This is a genomic window from Streptomyces sp. WMMB303, from assembly GCF_029351045.1.
In the GTDB taxonomy this organism is placed as follows: Bacteria; Actinomycetota; Actinomycetes; order Streptomycetales; family Streptomycetaceae; genus Streptomyces.
Window position 1 is genome coordinate 2,229,287 of the sequence record NZ_JARKIN010000001.1, and the last position, 20,459, is coordinate 2,249,745.

Genomic DNA, 20,459 nt, shown 5'->3' on the forward strand with positions numbered 1-20,459 from the left:
GGACGCGTCGGGGGTCATCGCAGCTCCGGGAGGGTGTCGGTGGTCCGCGCCGTCGAACCGCGGTAGGAGACGGCGAGGTTGCCGAGGCTGTCGTGCTCGACCTCGGCGTCGACCTCGAAGACGTCGGCCAGCCGCGCGGGCGTGAGGACGTCCGCGGGGCGGCCCGCGGCGACCAGCCTGCCCCGCTGCATGAGCAGGAGCCGGTCGCAGTAGCGGGCGGCCAGGGCGAGGTCGTGCAGGGCGACCAGCACCGTCTGCCCGGTGCGGGTCAGCAGCTCCATCAGCTCCAACTGGTGTCCGATGTCGAGATGGTTGGTCGGCTCGTCCAGCAGGAGGCATCGGGGGCGCTGGGCCAGCGCGCGGGCGATGTGGGTGCGCTGGCGTTCGCCGCCGGACAGCGACTTCCAGTGCCGGTCGGCGAGTCCGGTCAGTCCCAGTCGGGCGAGCGCGGCGGCGACGACGGCCCGGTCGGTGGCGTCCGGGCCGCCCCAGCGGTCGCGGAACGGGGTGCGGCCGAGCCCGACCACGTCGGCGACGCGCAGGTCGGTGTCGGTGGCGGCGGCCTGTTCGACGAAGGCGGTGTGCCGGGCGAGGCGCCGCGGGCTCCAGCCGGTCACCGGCTCTTCGTCGTACCGTACGGCGCCGGCCGTCGGTGTCCGCAGGCCGGCCAGGCAGCGCAGCAGGGAGGACTTGCCACAGCCGTTGGGGCCGATCAGCCCGACCGTCTCGCCCGCGGCGACCTGGAGGGTGACGTCGAGGACGAGCGCACGGCCGGACACCGACCAGGTCAGATGTTCGGCGCTGAGCCTCACAGTTCACCTCTTCTGCGCAGCACCAGCAGGAACAGCGGTACGCCGAGCAGGGCGGTGAACACGCCGACCGGCACTTCCTGAGGGGCGAAGGCCATCCGGGCCAGGGCGTCGGTCCACACCAGGAAGACAGCCCCGACGAGGGCGGAGTACGGCAGCAGCGAGCGGTGCAGCGGTCCGACCACGAACCGCACACCGTGCGGCACGATCAGTCCCACGAAGCCGATGGCGCCGACGGAGGCCACCGCCACCGCGGTCAGTACCGCCGTCGCCAGCAGCAGCACGCGCCGTACCGCCCGCACGTCGATGCCGAGCGAGGCGGCGGTGTCGCTGCCGAAGGCGAAGGCGTCCAGCGCGGTGGCGTACAGCCGGAAGAGCACGAGCCCCACCGAGCACACCCCCGCGCACACGAGCACCGCGTCCCAGCGGGTGGAGGCCATCGAGCCGAGCAGCCAGTGGGTGATCGCCCGGGTGGACTCGGCGTCCGCTGAGGCGGTCAGCACGAGCGCGGTCAGCGCGGCGAACAGTTCGGCCACCACCACGCCCGTCAGCACGATCCGCGCCGAGTCGAGGCCGGTTCTGCGCAGCAGGAGCAGCAGTGCCCCGAACGACAGCAGCGCACCCGCGAACGCCCCGCCGGTCACCCCGAACGAGCCCGCGCCGACGCCGAGTACGACCACGCACACCGCGCCGGTCGACGCCCCGGAGGAGATGCCCAGCAGATAGGGGTCGGCGAGCGGGTTGCGGGTGACCGCCTGCAGCACGGCTCCGCATGCTGCGAGCGAGGCGCCGACCAGGGCCGCCATCAGCACACGCGGTACCCGCAGGTCCCAGATGAGGGAGTCGCGCAGCCGCGGCAGCGGCGTCACGTCGAATCCGGTGCGCGCCCCCACGACCCGGGCCAGTTCGGTGTATCCGATGTCGGCCGCTCCCACCCGCACCGAGACCGCCAGCGACACCAGCAGAGCCACGGCGCCGAGCAGGAGCAGCCCGGCCCGGGAGACGGCGGACGGTCCCGGGCTCGGGGGAGAGTCCGGGGGCGGGTCCGGCGGACTCTTGTGGCCCGTACGTACCCGCCCCGCGCCACCGGTGTCGGCCGGTGCGTCTCGCGCGAACTCCTGGGCCGGGCACAGCGGGTCGACGGGGTGGGCCTCCCCGGACGGAATCCCGCACGCGCCCGGAGAGCCGGGGGCGGCCGGGCTAGCGGACATGCCCGAGATCCTTCATACCCTTGATCAGCAGGCCGAGTGTGTGGGTGGTGCGCACCGAGGGGTCCATCTCGATACCGGGCGCCTCGATGATGCGGTTCTTCCGGACCGCGGCCAGTTCGGACACCGTCGGGTGCTCGCGCATCATGGCGAGCTTGTCCTCGGCGCTGTCCCCCGGCTTTCCGCGCTCGGAGAGGTCGCCGACGACGAGGAAGTCCGGGTCGCGGTCGGCTATCTGCGCCCAGGAGACCTCCGGCCACTCCTCGTCGACGTCGTCGAAGGCGTTCTTCGCGCCCACGAGCCGGCTCATCTCGCTGGGCAGACCGCCCTTGCCCGCGACGTAGGGTTTGTCGCCGTAGACGGAGTACAGCCACACGACAGTCGGTTCGCCTCTGACGCGGTCGGCGGTCCGGGCCGCCTGCTCGACCACGGCCCGTTGTTCGCCGACCAGCTTCGCCGCGCGCTTCTCGACGCCGAAGATCCTTCCGTAGTTCTCGTAGTCGTCGAAGAGGAGGTCGAACGCGGTCTTGTCCGGGTCGTTCCGCTCCGGGCAGTCCACCGCGCTCACGTAGGAGGGCAGGTCCAGTGCGGCGAGTTCCGCGCGGGTTCCGGCCCGGTCCTTGGCGTACGGCTCGGCGGAGGAGGCGACGGCCAGGTCGGGGGTGGCCGCGCGCAGTTGTTCGCCGGTCAGGAGGTCGGGACTGAGGACCGGCACCTGGTCGTAGGCCCGCTGGTACTCCTCGGCGACTTTCGTCTTCAGGTAGGCGGTACCGGCCATGTGCTCCCCGAGTCCGAGTTCCAGCAGCGTCTCGGTGGCGGACTGGTCCAGGGTGACGGCGCGTTCCGGCGGGCCGTCGAAGGAGAGGGTGCGGCCGCAGCTCGTCACTGTCGTCCTGTCCGGCTTCTGTGCGGAAGCGTCGGAGGACTTGCCGGACGAGGAGCAACCGGCGGCGGTGGAGGCGAGGACGGCCAGCGCGACGGCGAGGCGGGCGGAATGACGCATGGGCTTCTCCGGTGAACAGGGCAGGGGAATCGGGCCGTGCCGGGGAGCGAGGGCAGGCGGACATCACCTTAACGGAAATGATTATCATTAGACTACTCTGGTCCCGTCGCGCCGCCGACCCGGCCCGAGTGCTGCACCTCCGGCCGACAACGCACCGCCGGCCCGCACGGCCGCCCCCGAAGCCGCGTCCCGCTTCCGCGTCCGACCCGACCGACCCGACCACTCCGCAGAGAACAGGAGCCCTCGTGCCGATCCCGCCCGCGCCCCCCGCGTCGCCCGCCGCCCCCGCAGCCGGCCCCGGAAAGCAGCGGACCGTCCTGCTCGACCCCGCCTTCCTCCGCCTGTGGACCGGCGCCACCGCGTCGGGCCTGGCCACCTGGGCCCTCCCCTTCGTGCTCGGACTCGCGGTACTCGAGCGCGCCCTCGGCGCCACGGACCTCGGACTGCTGCTCGCGGCCCGCACCGCGGGCTTCCTCGCCGCGGTGCCCGTCGCCGGAGTGCTGGCCGACCGGCACTCCCGCCGGGGCGTCGTACTGTGGGCCGGACTCGCCGCCGGGCTCGGGGCACCGGTGATCGCCGCCGGACTCGGGCACTCGCTGCTGCTGATGGCCGCCGCTGCCGCACTGGCCGGTGCCGGGCAGGGCGCCTGCCGGCCCGCCTACCAGGCCCTCACCGCCGAAGTGGTGGACGCGGAGCGCCGACAGCAGGCCAACGCCGCCATGACCCTGGCGGTTCGGGTCACCACGCTCGTGGGGCCCTCGCTGGCCGCCCTGCTCGCGGTCCTCCTCGACGTCCGGGCCCTGCTGACGGGCATCGGACTGCTGTGGCTCGTCGCCGCGTGCGTCCCCGGACGCGGCGCACGCCCCCGGACCGCGCACAGCACCGGGCAGGACGCTTCCGGCACCGGACGCACCGGAATCCTCACCGAGTTCGCCGAAGGCGTCCGCGAAGCCCGCAGGCACCCGTGGTTCGTCGCCGGTCTGGGCGCCCTGACGGCCGTCATCGCCACCGGATACTCGGCCACCGGGGTCGCCCTCCCCGTCGTCAGCCGCGACACCTACGGCACCGAGGCCGTGCTGGCCGGTGCGATGACCGCCTACACCGCCGGAGCACTCGCCGGGGCCCTGATCGTCGCCCGATGGCGCCCCCGCTCCCCCGGCCGAGCCGCCCTGGCCGGACTCGCCGCCTACGGATTCGCCCCGCTCAGCCTGGTGTTCCCCGTGCACCCCGTCGTGGTGGCGGCCGCCTACGCGGTCGCGGGCATCGGCATCGAACTGTTCAACGTGCCGTGGTTCACCGCCGCCCAGCGCGAAATCGCACCGGACAAGCTGGCCCGGGTCTCCTCGCTGGACTTCCTCCTCTCCTACGGTCTCGCCCCGGTCGGACTCGCCGTCATCGCCCCGGCCATCGACACGTTCGGCAGCACGGCGGTCCTGACGGCGTGCGCCGTCGTCTGCTTCACCGTGCCGGCCGCCGCCTCCCTCGCCCCCGGCGCCCGCACCTTCTCCCGGCAACGCACGCCCGAGTCCGCATCGCAGTCGACGAAGGCGACCACCCCCTGATGTACCGGTCGAGGGCGGTCGCGTCCCGTGGGCCGCCCGGCTGGCGCGCGCCACGTGCCACGCGGCTGTTACATGTCCCGGACACAGTCCCGTGAACTCGCGGCCCGCGGCGGCCATCACATCTCCCGTACGCCGCACTCGCCACGGGGGCGCCGGGGAAGAGTCCGGCGCCGGAAATGAGGAACCATGACCGCCAAGCTCAACCGCGCCGTCCGCTGCACCGCCGCCGTGCTGGCCGCCCTCGCGGTCGGCGCCGGAGCGACCGCGTGCGACGCGTCGTCCGGATCGTCGGACAAGGCCGCTTCGCACTCGGGCTCGGGCGCGGACTCCTCCTCCGGCACGCAGGACGGCGGCTCGCAGAAGGACTCGCAGAAGGGCTCGGGGGACGCCGTGGACGGGGTGAAGAAGACCGCCGTCAAGGGCTCGCGGACCGACGCGGTGAACCCCGCCTCCGCCCAGGCCCGGGAGAGCAAGCGCTGCCACACCGGCGAACTGCGCTACTCCTGGGGCGGTCCGCACGGCGGCGCCCCGGACATGGAGGCCGACCAGCAGCAGATCGCCTCGATCCGGCTCACCAACAGCGGCGGACGCACCTGCACCGTGTACGGCTTCCCCGGCGTCCGTCTGATCAGCGACTCCGGCGACACCTGGGACCTGCGCCGCTCCTCGGACAAGCCGAGCACCCTCACCCTGCACCCGGGTGACGACACCGCCATGGTCTCCATGAACGTCCTGCCGCTGCCGCACGACATGAAGGGCCCCAAGCCCTTCAAGGTGAGCAAGGTCCTGCTGACCCCGCCCGACGAGACCACCCACGTCACGCTCGAGTGGCCCTACGGCGGTGCCCTGGTCGACCAGTCCGGCGCCACCCGGCCCGGCACCTTCGTCAACCCGGTCGGCGTGGGCTGACACCGCCGCGCCGCTCCCGCCGGCCGGTGGCGGTTCCGTCGGCGGCGACCGCGTCCCCGCCCGGACCGGAGGCGGGGCGGGGACGGGCATCCGCTCCGTCCCCGCCCCGCCTCCGGTCCTTCAGGTCGGCCGCGCGGCGGCGCCGCGCGTGCGGGTCGGGCGGGTGTTCAGCCGACCGGGTCCTTGGCGGTGCCGGCGGGCTGCCCCTCCGCGGCGGCCGCCGGTGCCGCGGCGGGCTCCGGCTCCGGCTCCGGCCGCGGCTGCGGCTCCGAGGGCCTCGGCTTCCCGGCGTACGGGGCGCGGCCCAGTTCGGGGAAGTCCTCCTTCAGCGCCCGGAGCAGGCAGAACATCACCACGAAGGCGATCACGAAGAACGGCAGCCCGATGACGGTGATGACCTGCTGGAGGGCGTCCAGTCCGCTCTTGCCGGTGGCCGCCAGCAGGGTGCCGCCGACCACGCCCTGCATGACGGCCCAGAAGACGCGCTGCCGGGTGGGGGTGCGCTTCTTCTCGTCCGCCCGCTCGCACAGCATGTCGACCACCATGGAGGCGGAGTCGGCTGAGGTGGTGAAGAAGATGACCACGATCAGCACCGACAGCGCCGAGACGAAGGTGGCCGCCGGGTAGTTGCCCAGGAACGTGAAGAGCGCGCCGGGTACGTCCCCGTCGTCCACGACCGCCTTGACCAGCCCGCCGGGGCCGTTCATCTCGATGTCGAACGAGCCCATGCCGAAGATGCTGAACCAGATCACCGTGAAGGCGGTGGGCAGTCCCAGAACGCCCACGACGAATTCCCGGATCGTGCGCCCCTTGGAGATGCGGGCGACGAAGATGCCGACGAACGGCGACCAGGTGATGGTCCAGGCCCAGTAGAAGACCGTCCAGCTCCCCTGCCAGCCGGTGTCGGCGAAGGTGTCGTTCCAGAACGACAGCGGCACCACCGAGCTGAGATAGGTGCCGGTCGACTCGACGATGCCCTTGGCCATGAAGAGCGTCGGCCCGGCGACGAGGACGAAGACCAGCAGGCCGACGGCCATCAGGATGTTGACGTTGGAGAGCATCTTGATGCCCTTGTCCAGGCCGCTGACCACGGAGGCCGTCGCGATCGCCGTCACTCCCGCGATCAGCAGGACCTGGACCAGTTTGTTCTCCGGGACGCCGAAGAGTTCGTTCAGACCGCTGTTGATCTGCAGGGTGCCCAGCCCGATGGAGACCGAGACCCCGAAGAGGGTGCCCACGACGGCCGTGACGTCGACGGTCTTGCCGATCGGGCCGCTGATCCGGTCGCCGAGCAGCGGGTGCAGGATCGAGCTCACCCGGAAGGGCAGGCCGCGCTGGTAGACGAAGTAGGCGAAGGCCAGCGCCGGGAGGCAGAAGATGGCCCAGGTGTGCAGGCCGAAGTGGTAGAGGGCGAACGCCATCGCCCGTTCGGCCGCCGAGTTCGACTCCGGCTTGACGCCCTGTTCGGGCGGGTCGGCGAAGTGGCTGATCGGTTCGGCGACCCCCCAGAACATCAGGATGGTGCCGATCCCCGCCGCGAAGAGCATCGCGAACCACGCGCCGTTGCTGTACTCGGGGCGCGAGTCCTGCCCGCCCAGTCGCACATGCCCGTAGCGGCTGAGCGCGATCCAGATCAGGAAGAGCACGAACGTGGTGACGCCGAGGATGTAGAACCATCCGAGGTTCGTGAGGATCCAGTCCGAGGCCGCCGTGAAGACGCTGTCGACCTGGTCGGTCAGCGTGATGGTGGTGGCGACGAACAGGACTGTCAGCGCCGCCGAGGTGAAGAAGATGACCGCGTCGGTCCGCAGACCCAGCCTGCGTTGCAGCTTGTCCAGCATGGAGTTGTCCCAACAGACGGGGAGGGAGTGCACTGAAGCGCGCCGGGCCGGGCTGATGCCAGAAGATGTGCGTTCGCCAATGATCGCCCCGGCCGCGTTGAGCGTTGATGGTGGCACTCCCGATCAAGCACCGCATCCCCTGGACTCTTCTGTTGCACATTCGTGATCGTGTGAGTAACTGCCCTGTGAGGGAGCAGTGTTGACTCACCGAATGCTGTGGCGGGGGGCGGTGGCCCCCGGCAGCCTCGGACGCGGAGCCGCAGAGGTCGGAGCACTGGGGGCGCGGCCGCGAGTACCCGGGATCAGAGCGAGCCGCACACATACGCAAAGAGGAGAAGTACGAACGGCCGACCGGGCGGCCGGGTGCCGTCCCGCACACCCCGGCGGCCGGGTTCACCGGCTGCCGGTGCCGTTCGGCCGGCGGGGTGAAGCTCGGACCTCCTGGCCCGATCCGGGGGCGGCGGCCGACGCGGTGCGGTCGCCGTGTCCGGCTCCGCCTCAGCGGCGCAGGTCGTTGTAGACCGTGGCCCTCGAGACCCCGAGGAGATCCGTCAGGGCCGACACGGCACCCTTGAGTTCGAGGTAGCCCTGCTCCCGCACGGCCTGGACGAGGGCGACGCGATCGGCGGTGGTCAGAGCGCGCGGGGTGGTGCCGCGGGCGGCGGCGAAGGACTCCGCGACACCGCGCAGTTCGTCCACGGTGCGGGCACGCAGCGTCTCGGCGACGGGCGGGCGGTGGTCCTCCGTACGCAGCAACTGCTCCAGGCCGCGGGTGAGGGTGGAGAGCAGCGAGACGTCCAGGTTCAGGCAGACGGCGGCGACGTAGCCGCCTTCGCTGTTCCGGATGCCGACGGAGGTGCTCTTGGCGGGGCGGCCGTCGGGGAACCGGTTGGGATAGTTCTGCAGGACCTCGGGGTGGCCGGGGTCCGCGATCCGGGCCAGGCCCAGTTCGGTGGCCGGATCGCCGACCCGGCGGCCGGAGAGGTTGTTCTCCACGGCGCGCACCGCGTGTTCGGGGTCGCGCAGATCGTGCAGCACGGCCTCGCACAGGCCCGGGAACATCCGCCCGACGGCGGTGACGATCTTCTCCGCCTCGCGCAGCAGCAGTTCGTCCTCGGCGGCGCTCACCGTGTCCCCTCGATGATCTGTGCCGTAGCAGTCGGCGCCTTGAGTGCCGACCCGGTCAGGATGACGACCGTGGTGCCGCCCGGCGGCAGTTCGCCGCGCGCCGCGAACAGGTCGACGGCGGCCGCGGCGGTGGCGCTGGTGGGCTCGGCGTAGAGACCGGTGGCCGCGAGGCGGCGCAGCGCCGAGGCGATGTCCTCCTCCGGGACGGCGGCTGTGGTCCCGCCCGAGCGGCGGACGGCGGCCAGCACTTCGGGGAGCCGGACGGGCTCCTTGATGGCCGTCCCCTCGGCCAGTGTCGGCCGCCACCGCCCGGACGCGGGGGCGGCCTGCTCGGCGTCGGACCCGGCGTGGAACGCGGCGTCCAGCGGCGCGCAGTTGGCCGGCTGGGCCACCAGCAGCCGGGGCAGGGCGGCGATCCGCCCTGCGGCGAGGAGTTCGCCGAACCCCAGATCGCAGCCCAGGACGGTGCTGCCCGCGCCGGCGACGGTGACCACGGCGTCCGGGGCGCGGAAGCCGAGGTCCTCCCAGATCTCGTAGGCCAGCGTCTTGGTGCCCTCCAGGAAGTACGGATGCCAGTTGTGGCTCGCGTAGACGGTCTGCTCGGCCCGGCGCAGCGCCGCCGCGGCTGTCGCGTCCCGGTCGCCGTCCACCGGGGTCACCCGGGCCCCGTAGGCGGTGGCCTGCAGCGTCTTGGCGGGTGAGGTGTGCGCGGGGACGAGGATGGTCGCACCGACACCGGCGGCGGCGCAGTACGCGGCGACCGAGGAGCCGCCGTTGCCGGAACTGTCCTCGAGAACCTGGTCGACCCCCTGAGCGGCCAGCGCTGAGATCATCACACTGCTGCCGCGGTCCTTGAAGCTGCCGCTCGGGTTGAACCACTCCAGCTTGAAGCCGACCTCGACGCCGCTCCAGGTGCGTGCCAGCAGCGGAGTGCACCCTTCGCCCAGGCTGACCGGGGGCAGCGGGGGCAGCGCGGCCCGGTAGCGCCACAGCGACCGGTCGGCGGTCACGATGTCGGCCGGCCTCGGTGCCTGGGCCGGTGAGACGAGCAGCGGTGTGCCGTCGTCTCCCCGCCAGCGCAGCGGGTCCAGCGGGTAGCGGCGGCCGGAGCGCGGATCGCGCAGGTGGCGCGCCGGGGGTGTCTGGGGGCCGTCCTGGGAGGAGCTGGACACGAGAAGTACTCCCTTGCCGGAGGTTCCGCGGGGGACCACACGTCCGAGGTTGGACGCAGAAGCTAAAATTAGACGCTCCGTCCAGACGGCGCCAGATTCGGCCCACAGGTAGGATCGTCCGATCATGGAGACGGAGGCACAGGTCGAACTGGTCGCGATACCCGCGGGGCGGGTCGCCCTGTCCGACCGGCGGACGGGGCGTAGCTGGCCGGTCGACCTCGCGCCGTACCGGCTGGCCGCGCACCCCGTCACCCAGGAGCTGTACGCACGGATCACCGGCGAGCGGCCGAGCACCGCCCACGGGGACCGGTTGCCCGTCGAGGGCGTGTCCTGGTGGGACGCCGTACGGTTCTGCAACGCCCTCTCGCGGCACGAGGGCCGCACGCCCGCCTACCGGCTGCCGGCCGTCCCGAACGGCGCCGCCGAGAGGCGCGGGGACGACGACGGCACCGGCGTCGAGTGGAACCGCACCGCGGACGGGTACCGGCTGCCGACCGAGGCCGAATGGGAGCACGCCTGCCGGGCCGGGACCTCCGGACCGCGCTACGGACCGCTGGACGAGATCGCCTGGTACCGCGGCACCTCGCAGGAGCGCCCCCACGAGGTCGGGGGCAGGCTCCCCAACGCGTGGGGCCTGTACGACATGCTCGGCAACGTCTGGGACTGGTGCTGGGACCTGTACGACCCCGAGGTGTACGGCGGCTACCGGGTGCTGCGGGGCGGCGGCTGGTTCGACGAGCACTGGAGCTGCCGGGCCTCGGTGCGGCGCCGCAGCCATCCGACCTTCCGGGTGGACGACGTGGGCTTCCGCGTCGCCCGGGGCTCCGCGGCAGGACCCGGCGGCGGGGCCGCCGGCGGTTGCGGCGCCCGGCGGGCACCCGCAGGCTGAGGACAGCGGCGCCCCTCCGCGTCCCTCACCCCCACCCCCTCCGCAGCCCCTCCGCACCCCTCTCCGGATTCCACCGCCCGCGACGCCCGTTCCACGGCACACGGCGTCCGTGACCGCAGGAGTGTCCATGAAAGCGCCCACTGCGGCGGCATCCCGCCCGCGGCACCCCCTTCCGGACGTGCCGGGCCGTCCGAGCCCGCGGAGGTGGCCGGCTCCGCGTATGTGCCCGGCCGCGCGCATGAGCGGTCCCGCGTGAGCGGCCCGGCATCCGCGCGCAGGGCGGCACCCGTGAGTGCCGGGGGCGCCCGTCCGGCGGCGGTCGTCCTGCGCACGGTGACCGCGTCCTGGTACCAGGACGGACCAGGGGAGCCGCTGGTGCGGCTCCCCCACACGGGTTCGGGCCGCTGCCGGGCGGTACCCGGGTGCGGGCAGCCCCGAGCCGTGCTCTTCGGCCGGGACGGCACCCTCGTCGAGGAGGTGCCGCACAACACCGATCCGGGCCGGATCCGTCCGCTGGCCTCGGCGCGCGAGGCGCTGGAGGCACTGCGTACCGCCGGAGTGCACGCGGGGGTGGTGAGCAATCAGCCCGGCATCGGACGCGGAGCCCTCCGGCTGGAGCAGCTCGACGCACTGCACGCGCGGATGGAGGCGCTGCTGGGGCCGCTCGCGGTGACGGCCGTGTGCCCGCACCGGCCGCAGGACGATTGCGCGTGCCGGAAGCCGGAACCGGGTCTGGTGTTCGCCGCGTGCCGGGTGCTGGGCGTGCGCCCGTCGGAGACGGCGGTGGTCGGAGGGCGCACCGCGGATCTGGGTGCCGCGCACCGGGCCGGTGCCACCGGAGTACTCGTCCGGGCCGGGCGCCTCGGCCGGCCCGGGGTGCCGTCCCGCACGGCCGCGCATCTGGGCGCCGCGGTCCGGGCGCTGGTCGGCACGCCGGCGGGAGGCTGAGGTCGCCGGACACCCGGTCCGGCGGCGCCCGGCGCGGCGAGGGCGACCACGACAACCTCTGACCGTTTTGAGAGCTTTTGTGAGCATGAGACGCTGGTCAGCGGAAGGCGTGTCGAGGCCGACGCCGCCGGGTCCGCCGCACGCCGCGAGCGGGAGTCCCCGGGACTCCGAAGGGAGCCGCATCATGACCGCCGAACTGCACGGCACACGGGTGGCCCTGCTCGCCACCGACGGCGTGGAGCGGATCGAACTCGAGCAGCCGCGCGGCGCGCTGCACGGAGCCGGGGCGCGAACCGAGGTGATCGCGCTGCACACCGGGGAGATCAACGCCCGCCAGATGGACATCGACCCGGCCGGCACCCTCACGGTGGACCGGACCGCCGCCGACGCGTCCGCCGACGACTACGACGCACTGCTGCTGCCCGGTGGCGCGATGAACCCCGACCAGCTCCGCACCGATCCGGACGCGGTGGGCTTCGCCCGGGAGTTCATGCGCGCCGGCAAACCCGTCGCGGCCATCTGCCACGGTCCGCTGACGCTGGTGGAGGCGGAGGTGGTCCGCGGCCGGCGCCTGACCTCCTGGCCCAGCATCCGCACGGATCTGCGCAACGCGGGCGCCGAGGTCGTCGAGGAGGAGGTCGTGATCGACGGCAACCTCGTCACCACCCGCGGCCCCGACGACCTGCCGGTCTTCTGCGCCGCGCTCGTCGCACACCTGGCCAGGACCAGAACACCCCAGTTCGCCTGACCTTCCGCGGCGGCCGCTCCAGGCCCGGCGTCCCCGGGTCTCAGACAGCTGCCCGACCGGATCCCCCGGGCTGGAAGTGGACTGCTCTCGCGTGCCGCAGCCGGGTACGCAGAAGGACCGGGAAGCGCGGTGCGGGAACCGTGAGCACGGGGCAGCCGGCGCGGGTGAGGACACGGCGCGCCGTACCACCGCGCCCGAACGACACCCAACGGGCGCCGCGCACTCCGATGACCAGACGGTCGTGTGGACGGCCGGCCGTCGCGCACAGGGCCCGCCAAGGCCGGTCGCGCACCAGCCGCCGCTCGACGTCGGCCACCCCCGGAGGGTTGCCGCCGAACGCCTCGTCGAAGGCGCGGTCCAGCCGCACCCGGGCCTCCCGGCGCCAGTTCTCGGCCCAGATCCGGTCCGGCCGCAGCATGTACCCCGCTTCGCCACGCGGCGGCTCCCAGGCCAGCACCGCCAGCAGCGGGCGACCGGTGCCGGCCGCCTCCTGCGCGGCGGCCCGCAGCGCCGCCAGACTGGCGAGGGACCCGCTCACACCGACGACCAGCCGGCCCGGTCCCGCCTCGCCGCCGCTCCTCCCCGCCGTCTCCCCGCTCCGCCCGGCGGCGCCGGATCCGCCCTTCATCGCTCACCCCTCCTGCGTGTCGTCCCGTCCGATCTCTTCGCCGTCGCAGCGTGTCCAACAGCCGCTGCACAGCGAAGTCTGGGCCCGATTGGACTGCCCCGACAGGGCCAATAAGGTGAAACTGGCCTGCGGACGCCCGCGAGCTGTGGCACCGAGGGGAGCGTGGCGCCGTCGGGCCCCTTCCGGCAGTCCGGCGCGAGGCGAGGCGGGGCGGGTGTCCCGGTGTCCCGTGGGACGCCCCGGCAGTCCGGTGCAGTGCCGCCGTGGCGGCAAGGGAAGGAGACGGGCGCGGGACCGCTCCCGGCGGTCGGCACCGGATGTTCTTCAGGTGTGAGCCCGGGGGTCTCCCCCCTCGCACGTCATCCACAGGGCGACAACCGCACTTGTCATCATTCTGACGACATGATACAAGAAAGACGAGGTGCAGCGCACAGGCGGAACACGGAGAAACTGCCCAGGCTCATCGGAGGTGTTCGTAAGAGTGATGCGCACCGATCCGTGCCACGAGCCCGACCGCCGCACACCGAAGTTCCCGGGTGCGAGCGGCAATCGGCCCCGGTCGTCCGCGAGTCCGGTGGCCACCTGTCGGTGCGGGCCCGCGCGTCGTCGACCGGGCGACGTGCCCGCGCTCCACCCGCCGGGGGACGCCCCGGACGCGTTCGCCACCGAAGCCGGACGCAGCACCCTCGCCGGTCCGTCGGAAACCCGCCACACGGCCGCCGGCCCGCTGCGCGCCCGGCGCAGCGGGCGGCCACCGGACGTGCTCCGTCCCGGCACTTGACCGGCCACCACCCGACGCGTCCACGCCGCTCACCCGGCGGACGCACCGCGCCTCCGGCCGCTCGCACCTGCCGAAGGCCGTCACAGCACTGCCGGCGACGAAGCCGGACGTACGCGGATCAGCAACCGAGTCCACTGAGTTCTCAAGGCAGCGCGGCGCCGAGCACGGCGGACGGCCCGCGGGAGGGGACGCTTCCCCTCCCGCGGCCGAGCCGTCCGTCCGGCGCACGAGAAGCCCGCCACCCGCTCCCGGAAACAGAGTCGGGGCCGGGCCCGGGATGCGCGCGGCCTCAACACAACCGGAGACCGAGACGTGTCACTGACGCAGATCAAGCCCCAGGCCGCCCCCGTCACGGAGGCCATGACGTACCACCGACTCGTCGAGCGGGTGCGCTACGACGGCGCCTACCCCACAAGCGAACGTGCCGACGCGGTGATCCACGCCGTCCTCACCTCCCTCGGACGGCGCCTGCCCGAGGAGGAGCGCACCGCGCTCGCCGACGTGCTCCCGGAGGAGGCCGCGCGCTTTCTCACCTCCACGGCCCGCGAGCCCGAGCAGTTCACCGGCTGGGAGTTCGTCGCCGACCTCGCCTCCCGCACCGGCGGCACCCCTGCCACAGCACGCTGGGACACCGGCACGGTGCTCGAATTGGTGGCCAGGCTCGCCGGTGCGGACCTGGTCGCCCGCATCCTGGAAGCGCTCCCCGCCGGGTACGCGCTGCTCTTCGGCCGCGCCGAACTCACCCGCCCCGCCCCCGCGCAGCCGGCTCCCGCACCGCGCGCCGCCTGACCGCCCGTCGCCGCCGCGGGCCGCGGGGACGACGGCCCGCGCCGGGACGGACAGGGCCGCACCTGCCGGCAGGTCGGGTCAGGTCCCGGGGCGGGCGCCGCAACGCGCCCGCCCCGGCGCCGCTGTCAGCGTCCGGCCGTCAGCACGCGGGCGGCCAGCACCAGTGCCGCCTCCTCGGCGGGCGGAAAGCCCAGCCGGTTGTAGGTCATATGGACGTGGTGCAGCAGCAGTTCGGCCCGGGGTACGGGGACGCCGGCCGCCGCGCAGCGGTCCAGCGCCGCCGACACCAGCGCCGCGTGAGCCGCGCACCGGCGGCGGACGGTCTCGCCCGGCCGGGGCGCGTCCCCCACCTGCGAGGCCAGGGCGCGCAGCCGCTCCCGGGTCTCGTCCGCCGGGAGCACCAGCCGCAGCCGGGCCAGCCACCGGCGCCGGTGCGCGGTCCAGAACGCGTCCCGTTCCTCCGGTGCCAGGCAGCCGGCCACCAGCGTGCCGGTGAGCTCGACGGCGGCGGCGGCCCGTGCGAAGGCGGCGGGCAGCGCCGCCAGTTCGGTCTCGGCGAGCAGCGCGCAGCAGTCGGTGAAGACCCCCTCGGCCAGCGCGACACCCGCCGTTCCGCCGTACTTGGCGCGTTCGGGCGCGTAGGGGGCCGGGCTCACCCCGACGGGCTGGTGCCGGGGTGCCATGGTGGGTTCGGCGGGCAGCAGCCCGCCGCCGTCCGCGTGCTCCGGTTCGGGCAGCGCGGCCAGCAGCGCCCGCACCTCGGGGGTGCGGCCGTGCAGTGTGTCGGCCTGCTCGGGCGTGCAGCGGACGCGCAGCCGCAGGTGGTGTCCGGTCGCGTCCCAGTAGCGCAGGAAGTGCCAGTCCGGCGCCCGCAGTTCGGCGGCACGGTCCGCCAGCCAGGGCAGCACCGTACGGACGGCGGCGTCCATCCGCGCCGGGCCTCCGGGATAGGCCCGCAGATACCACCAGTCCCAGGCCGCGCCGGCCTGCTCGTACCCGGCTCCGGCATCCGGGAAAGCGGTCCGCGCGACGCTCGCGTCGGCATCCTCGTCCGCGGATACGGCGCCCTCGTGTGCCGCCTCCCGGGGGCGGGCAGCGGTACCGGTCATCCCTCCTCCTCGTCCTCGCAGGTGCCGGCCCAGTGCAGCAGCGCCGCGTGCTCGGCCGCGCGCCGGTGCCCGTCCGTGTCGCGCAGCGGATGTTCGTCGTGTGCGGGCAGCGCCTCGACCAGCCGCAGATGGCCGGTGCCCGGGGTGATCCAGTGGGCCAGGACCTCCAGCGAGACGGCCGAGTCCAGCCGCGCCCACAGCGGCTTGCGGTCGTGGTCGGTGCCGAAGCCGCCGCCGTTCGCGGGCAGCAGGTAGGCGAACACCTCGCGCGGTACCCCGTGCGCGCGGCGGAAGGCGTCCATCGCGGCGACCCCCGCCGCGTCGCATCCCGCGTCCGGGGACGGCAGCGGGAGCCGGTGCACCGGGACGGTCCAGGAGGCCCGCCGCGTCACCACCGCGCCCGCACCGTCCAGCGTCTCCCGGTCCTGTGCGCGTACCTGCTCCGGGTCGCGGGGCAGTTGGAAGGGCATCCGGTGGTCGGACAGCGGCGAACCGTTGATCCACGGGTCGGACAGCACGGCCAGGAAGCGGGCGAACTTGGGGAACAGATGGGTGGGCACCAGACCGGTGTAGGCGGCCGCCAGCGGCAGCCCGTCCGGGGCCAACAGGGTGAGGGTGTCCTGCCGCGGATCGTGCACCAGACGGGTGGCGTCCAGCGGAAGCGCGTCGGCGGCGCCGAGTTCCCCGGGCAGGGTGAGCGGGGGCAGCAGCCCGCAGGACTGGGCCTGCGCGGTGCTGCACTCGGTCCACAGCACCAGCTCGCGATGGTGCGCGGCGTGCGGCCAGCAGCGGCGTACATGGCCTCGGAGCGCCTCGGCGAAGTCCTCACCGAGCAGTTCCTTGAAGCGGGTGAGCAGGCCGCCGGTACCGGGGTTGAACTGGTTGACGACCAGTCGCGGGCCGTCGGCGGCGGCGCCGGGGCCGCCGACGATCTGCTGGAACAGCAGGGCAGCGGTGGGCGGCGCACTGCTCGGGCCGACCGGGAGCCAGGCCCGCTCCCCCGGGTCCTCGCGTGCGGCGAGGTCGAGTTGCACGGCCCGCTCCAGTTCGGGATCGCGGTCGCTCTCGGCGCCGCAGCGCATGGCGAAGCCGAGGACGTCGTCGCAGCTGCCGCCGCTGCCGTAGGCGGCCACGAAGCGGCGCACCAGGGTGTCGTAGAGGTGCGAGCGGAACAGCCGGGGGCGGATCCGGGCACCCAGTCGGCGCAGGTCCTCCGCTATGTGCTCGTCCGCCACGACCGGCGGCAGTCGCAGTCCGGTGGCCGCGTCCTCGTACCAGACCTCGGCGGGCTCGAACCGGTCCCAGCCCGCCGTGCGGGCCCAGTCCCGGCCCAGCTCGCGCACGCGCGCCACGGCTCCGGCGCGCCGCCGGGCGGCCTCGGTGCCCGGCCGGACGGGTTCGGCCAGCCGCTCCCGTTCGGCGGCCAGGGTCCGCAACCGGCCGACGACCGCGAGCCCGTCCGCCGTGTCGGACCCGTCCACCGCGTCCCCGGCGGCCGGGGTCTCGGCGGCGTCGGCCTGCTCCGCCTCGGGCAGCTGCCGGGTGAGCGCCAGCAGGGCGTCCAGTGCGTCCTCGCCACGCCGCCACGGAGGGACGGGCGCCAGGGCGCCGCTGTCGAGCATCCGCAGGAAGCGCCGGAAGGGGTCCGGCCCGCCGAGGGTGCGCAGCGCGTCGCCGTGCGCCAGGGTGCCGTCGGCGTGCTCGGGGGTGCCGTCGCCGGGAACCGGTGGGCCGGCGCCACCGGCCGTCGTGTCCCCGCCGCGGGCCGGAGCCGCGTCGCCACCGGACCACGTCACCGCGCCGTCGGCCGGCATACCCGCCTCCGGTGTGCGGGCTGCTGTCAGCGCCCGGGCCCAGTCCGCCGCCGGGCCGGCCTCGACCACCTGGTCCAGCCGCCAGGTGACCCCGCCGGTGGCCACGTACTCGGGGTGGAGCATCAGCGGCGCACCCGCGCCGGACGCCTCCGCCGCGGAGTCGGCCGGGCGGACGGGGGCCGGACGGTAGCGCAGCAGCTGCGCGGTGCGGGGCGAGCGGGCCAGCGCATACAGGGCGGTGAGGGCGACCGTGGCGGACACCTGCTGCACGGCGCGGCCGTCGTGCGCGCCGCCGGGGACGCCGACCGTCGTCAGTCGGGCGAAGGGGCTGGTCTTGGCGGCGGCGCGGACGGTGTACGAGTACAGCGTCCGCATCGCGCGCTGCCGCTTGCGGTTGCCGCGCGCTCGGCCGTACCGCACCCAGTCGGGGGTGGCCAGCGCCAGGGAGTGCGCGAACGCCGGCTCCTCCAGGGCGGCCGCCAGGGTGTCCTCGGCCGCGGCGCGGTCGCGGGCGACCTCCTTGTCCAGCTCCTCGGCCACCGCCTGCGCGGCGGCGGTCAGCTCCTGCCAGCGGCGCAGCGCGCCGCGCGCCTCAGCGTCCGCGTACTCGGCGATCCGGGCCGCCGTCGGCCCGTCCCAGCCGGGCGGGGTGGCCCGGTGTGCGGCGCGGCGCGCGGCCAGTACGGCCCGCCGCAGGTCGCGGGCGCCGTCGAGGAGGGGGACGAGGGCGTAGAGGACGTCTTCGACCCGGGGCCGCAGCTCCTCCAGCGCGCTGCTCAGCTCGGCGTGCCGGTCCAGGAGTTCGGCGGTGCGCTCGGACGGCAGCGGGCAGTAGGCGGCGGGCAGTCCGGCGACGCGGGTGAGTTCGGGGCGGCCCAGCTCGGGCCGGGTCTCGGGCGCGGTCACCGGCCCCACACCCCCTGGACGCTGCCGTAGGAGAACACCGTGCCCAGCACCGCGACGTATGCCAGCACCAGCACGTACAGCGTGCACAGCGCGCCGTACGCCAGGTGCAGCCTGCGCGCCGCGGGCGTCATGGCGGCCAGATGGGAGGGCAGCGGGCGGCGCAGCAGGGTGTGTTTGAGCAGGCCGAAGGCGCGGCCGCGGGCGTCGACGGTGCCCATACCGGCCTCCAGCGCGGCGTAGCCGTCGCTGGGCAGCAGGGGGTTGAGGTTGGTGATGACGCTGAGGATCTGGAACACCAGCATGGTGGCCGCCACGCTCGCCGCCGTGCCGCCGGCCGTGGTGGCCACCAGCGCGGTGAGCCCGGCGATCCAGCCGTCGTTGACGGGCCCGGCCAGTGCGAGCACGACTCTGCTGGTGCGGGAGCGCAACCGGTAGGCGTCGGTGCGGTCCACGTAGGCGAGCGGCATGAAGTAGAAGAGCAGCGCGAACCCGAAGCCCCGCACGGGCACTTTCAGGATCTGCGCGACCATCGCGTGCGCGCACTCGTGGAGCACGATCTGGCAGAGGAAGAGCACCAGCGCCACCAGCGTCGTCCAGTGCGCCGGGCGCGGGTCGGGGACCGGCCCGGCGAACAACGCCCAGACGGCGAGTACCGTGCCCAGCACCCCGCCGGCCAGGTGCACACCCGCCGTCACGCGGCCGGGCACGAGGCGCAGCGGCGCCGCGAGCGGCTCCAGCAGCCGGGGCAGCAGCGTGCGGCTGACCACGAAGCGCGGCATCATCTGGTTGCGCTTGCCGCGCCGCCCGGTGTCGCGGGCCCGCTGCGGGGTGGGGGCGCCGTCCAGCAGGCCGCTGTCGTGGAGGTTCTGGACGAAGCGGTCCAGCTCGGTGCGGGCGGCCTCGGGGGTCTTGGTGCCGTGGGCGGCCATCATGGTGGCGATGTCCTCCAGCGACCGCGAGCCGTCGAGGCGTTGGACGAGGCCGGCGGCCGAGCGGCTGAGCCGGTGGTAGATGCCGGAGGACGCGTCGTACAGCAGCGGGTGGTCGTCCATCCCGCGGATGACTTCCAGGCCCTCGCGGAGCTTGGGTCGGGTGAGGGTCTCCATGCACAACTCCCTGGTGGCGGTTCGGCGCGCGGGCCGCGTCGTAGCCTGAGCGTGCTCGCGGGTCGCGTCCGCGAGCACCCGGTTCCGGGGCGCTTCGCCCGCTCCGGAACCGGGGTCTCACCTCACGGGGCGGTCCGGTGTTCGCGTGTCACCAGGCCGCTGGGCAAAACGGTGGACACCGCTGCTCAGTTGCCGTTGGAGGAGAAGCAGCCCGCCGTGCCCAGGCAGGCGGCGGGGCAGCTGCCGCAGCCCGCGGTGGCGGCGCAGCCGAAGGTGGTGAAGGGGCTGTCCGACTCGGGCAGCGCCTCCATTTCGAGGTCCTCGGACCACAGTTCGAGTTCGACGCTGTCGGTGTTGTCCATGGGTGTCACCTCCTTCCGTCCGGTTCGATGCCGTACAGGTGGCCGGTGGTGCCTGGTGTGCCGTCCGCGCCGGTCAGCCGAAGCTGGAGGCGGACGACGAGGACGAGGCGGTGCTCCACGGGCAGGAGGCGGATCCCGCCGTGGTGGCGCTGCCCCAGGTGCTCAGCGCGGTGCCCTCGCTCAGCTCCTCGACCGCCAGGTCGTCGTCGAACGACTCGACGAACAGGTCGAGGTCGTCGCCGGGGTGCTGCTGCATCTCTCATCTCCCTTCTGCTGTGTCGCTGGTGCGGTGGATGGCGTGCGTGCTGCCGCGGCTGTCAGCCGATGCAGGACGCGCTGCCGACGGTGGCCGCCGACGAGCCGGGGCAGGACGCCGTGGAGGCGGAACCCGCGCAGGCGAAGCAGCCGCCCGGTGCGTTGCCGTCCGGCAGTTCCTCGACCGCGAGATCCTGATCCTCGATGTACAGGTCCAGCTCCAGGTGGTCCATGGACTCCATGGGTGACCTCCTCCGTGTGTACTGCGGGTCGGGGTGCCGGTCAGCCGTAGCTGGAGACGCTGGAGGCGCTCGACGCGCTGGTGGCCGGGCAGGAGGCGGTACTGGCGCTGGTCGCCGTGGAGAAGCTGGCCAGGGCGTTGCCCTCGGGCAGCTCTTCGAGGGCCAGTTCGTCCTCGGCCACGGCGTACAGGTCGATGACGTCTTCCATGCTGCTCACTTCCTTTCGTCACTCGGGTGCGGATCGGTGGGG

Annotated in this window: 20 protein-coding genes; 6 read left to right on the top strand and 14 right to left on the bottom strand. The window is 73.9% G+C overall.

All coding sequences use genetic code 11. The features are described from left to right. Window positions 1–14: 14 nt before the first annotated feature. Genes P2424_RS10085 through P2424_RS10095 form a run of 3 tightly spaced genes read right to left on the bottom strand, consistent with a single transcriptional unit; the run spans window position 15 to window position 3,020 of the window. On the bottom strand, window positions 15–812 hold the full coding sequence (locus tag P2424_RS10085) for an ABC transporter ATP-binding protein (protein WP_276475428.1): 798 nt from the start codon (window positions 810–812) through the stop codon (window positions 15–17). After that, window positions 809–2,020, bottom strand: a complete 1,212-nt coding sequence (locus P2424_RS10090) for an iron ABC transporter permease (protein WP_276475429.1) — start codon at window positions 2,018–2,020, stop codon at window positions 809–811. The genes P2424_RS10085 and P2424_RS10090 overlap by 4 nt, the downstream gene beginning before the upstream one ends. Further along, window positions 2,010–3,020 (bottom strand): ABC transporter substrate-binding protein, encoded by a 1,011-nt coding sequence (locus tag P2424_RS10095; RefSeq protein ID WP_276475430.1) that lies wholly within the window; start codon window positions 3,018–3,020, stop codon window positions 2,010–2,012. The genes P2424_RS10090 and P2424_RS10095 overlap by 11 nt, the downstream gene beginning before the upstream one ends. Before the next feature lie 317 nt (window positions 3,021–3,337). Here P2424_RS10095 and P2424_RS10100 point away from each other — a divergent pair, with 317 nt between their 5' ends. After that, a complete protein-coding gene (locus tag P2424_RS10100; RefSeq protein WP_276478907.1) occupies window positions 3,338–4,582 on the top strand; it encodes an MFS transporter in 1,245 nt (414 codons plus the stop codon). Between the two features lie 186 nt (window positions 4,583–4,768). After that, complete coding sequence (locus tag P2424_RS10105) at window positions 4,769–5,491, top strand: DUF4232 domain-containing protein (protein WP_276475431.1); 723 nt, start codon at window positions 4,769–4,771, stop codon at window positions 5,489–5,491. A gap of 167 nt (window positions 5,492–5,658) precedes the next feature. On the opposite strand, the gene P2424_RS10110 is transcribed toward P2424_RS10105, so the two are convergent. The 3 genes from P2424_RS10110 to P2424_RS10120 all read right to left on the bottom strand — a co-directional run bounded on the left by P2424_RS10110 (window position 5,659) and on the right by P2424_RS10120 (window position 9,632). After that, the gene (locus tag P2424_RS10110) at window positions 5,659–7,332 is read right to left on the bottom strand and encodes a BCCT family transporter (RefSeq protein WP_276475432.1); all 1,674 of its coding nucleotides are present in this window, start codon (window positions 7,330–7,332) and stop codon (window positions 5,659–5,661) included. A gap of 498 nt (window positions 7,333–7,830) precedes the next feature. Beyond that, complete coding sequence (locus P2424_RS10115; protein ID WP_276475433.1) at window positions 7,831–8,460, bottom strand: PAS domain-containing protein; 630 nt, start codon at window positions 8,458–8,460, stop codon at window positions 7,831–7,833. Further along, window positions 8,457–9,632 (bottom strand): pyridoxal-phosphate dependent enzyme, encoded by a 1,176-nt coding sequence (locus P2424_RS10120; protein ID WP_276475434.1) that lies wholly within the window; start codon window positions 9,630–9,632, stop codon window positions 8,457–8,459. The genes P2424_RS10115 and P2424_RS10120 overlap by 4 nt, the downstream gene beginning before the upstream one ends. Before the next feature lie 124 nt (window positions 9,633–9,756). Between P2424_RS10120 and P2424_RS10125 the strand changes: the two genes are divergently transcribed. From P2424_RS10125 to P2424_RS10135, 3 genes are all read left to right on the top strand, one after another. Then, the gene (locus P2424_RS10125; RefSeq protein ID WP_276475435.1) at window positions 9,757–10,521 is read left to right on the top strand and encodes an SUMF1/EgtB/PvdO family nonheme iron enzyme; all 765 of its coding nucleotides are present in this window, start codon (window positions 9,757–9,759) and stop codon (window positions 10,519–10,521) included. Between the two features lie 288 nt (window positions 10,522–10,809). Continuing rightward, complete coding sequence (locus P2424_RS10130; RefSeq protein ID WP_276475436.1) at window positions 10,810–11,469, top strand: HAD-IIIA family hydrolase; 660 nt, start codon at window positions 10,810–10,812, stop codon at window positions 11,467–11,469. 184 nt (window positions 11,470–11,653) lie between these two features. Further along, window positions 11,654–12,217, top strand: a complete 564-nt coding sequence (locus P2424_RS10135) for a DJ-1/PfpI/YhbO family deglycase/protease (RefSeq protein WP_276475437.1) — start codon at window positions 11,654–11,656, stop codon at window positions 12,215–12,217. 40 nt (window positions 12,218–12,257) lie between these two features. Here the strand turns inward: P2424_RS10135 and P2424_RS10140 are convergent, their stop codons facing one another. After that, complete coding sequence (locus P2424_RS10140; protein ID WP_276475438.1) at window positions 12,258–12,845, bottom strand: universal stress protein; 588 nt, start codon at window positions 12,843–12,845, stop codon at window positions 12,258–12,260. A gap of 1,093 nt (window positions 12,846–13,938) precedes the next feature. On the opposite strand from P2424_RS10140, the gene P2424_RS10145 reads away from it, so the two are divergent. After that, entirely contained in the window at window positions 13,939–14,415 is a 477-nt protein-coding gene (locus P2424_RS10145) for a DUF2267 domain-containing protein (protein WP_276475439.1), read from the top strand. Window positions 14,416–14,540: 125 nt separating this feature from the next. Here the strand turns inward: P2424_RS10145 and P2424_RS10150 are convergent, their stop codons facing one another. The 7 genes from P2424_RS10150 to P2424_RS10180 all read right to left on the bottom strand — a co-directional run bounded on the left by P2424_RS10150 (window position 14,541) and on the right by P2424_RS10180 (window position 20,417). Next, on the bottom strand, window positions 14,541–15,524 hold the full coding sequence (locus P2424_RS10150; protein WP_276475440.1) for a lantibiotic dehydratase C-terminal domain-containing protein: 984 nt from the start codon (window positions 15,522–15,524) through the stop codon (window positions 14,541–14,543). Next, on the bottom strand, window positions 15,521–18,244 hold the full coding sequence (locus tag P2424_RS10155) for a hypothetical protein (RefSeq protein WP_276475441.1): 2,724 nt from the start codon (window positions 18,242–18,244) through the stop codon (window positions 15,521–15,523). The genes P2424_RS10150 and P2424_RS10155 overlap by 4 nt, the downstream gene beginning before the upstream one ends. Further along, window positions 18,241–19,350, bottom strand: coding sequence for a PqqD family peptide modification chaperone (locus P2424_RS10160; protein ID WP_276475442.1), 1,110 nt, complete (start codon window positions 19,348–19,350; stop codon window positions 18,241–18,243). Before P2424_RS10160 ends, P2424_RS10155 begins: the two co-directional genes overlap by 4 nt. A 185-nt stretch (window positions 19,351–19,535) precedes the next feature. Continuing rightward, complete coding sequence (locus tag P2424_RS10165) at window positions 19,536–19,712, bottom strand: thiocillin family RiPP (protein WP_276475443.1); 177 nt, start codon at window positions 19,710–19,712, stop codon at window positions 19,536–19,538. 73 nt (window positions 19,713–19,785) lie between these two features. Then, the gene (locus P2424_RS10170; RefSeq protein ID WP_276475444.1) at window positions 19,786–19,968 is read right to left on the bottom strand and encodes a thiocillin family RiPP; all 183 of its coding nucleotides are present in this window, start codon (window positions 19,966–19,968) and stop codon (window positions 19,786–19,788) included. A gap of 61 nt (window positions 19,969–20,029) precedes the next feature. After that, entirely contained in the window at window positions 20,030–20,209 is a 180-nt protein-coding gene (locus P2424_RS10175; RefSeq protein WP_019358889.1) for a thiocillin family RiPP, read from the bottom strand. A 40-nt stretch (window positions 20,210–20,249) separates the two neighbouring features. Next, window positions 20,250–20,417, bottom strand: a complete 168-nt coding sequence (locus P2424_RS10180; RefSeq protein WP_019358890.1) for a thiocillin family RiPP — start codon at window positions 20,415–20,417, stop codon at window positions 20,250–20,252. Window positions 20,418–20,459 lie beyond the last annotated feature (42 nt).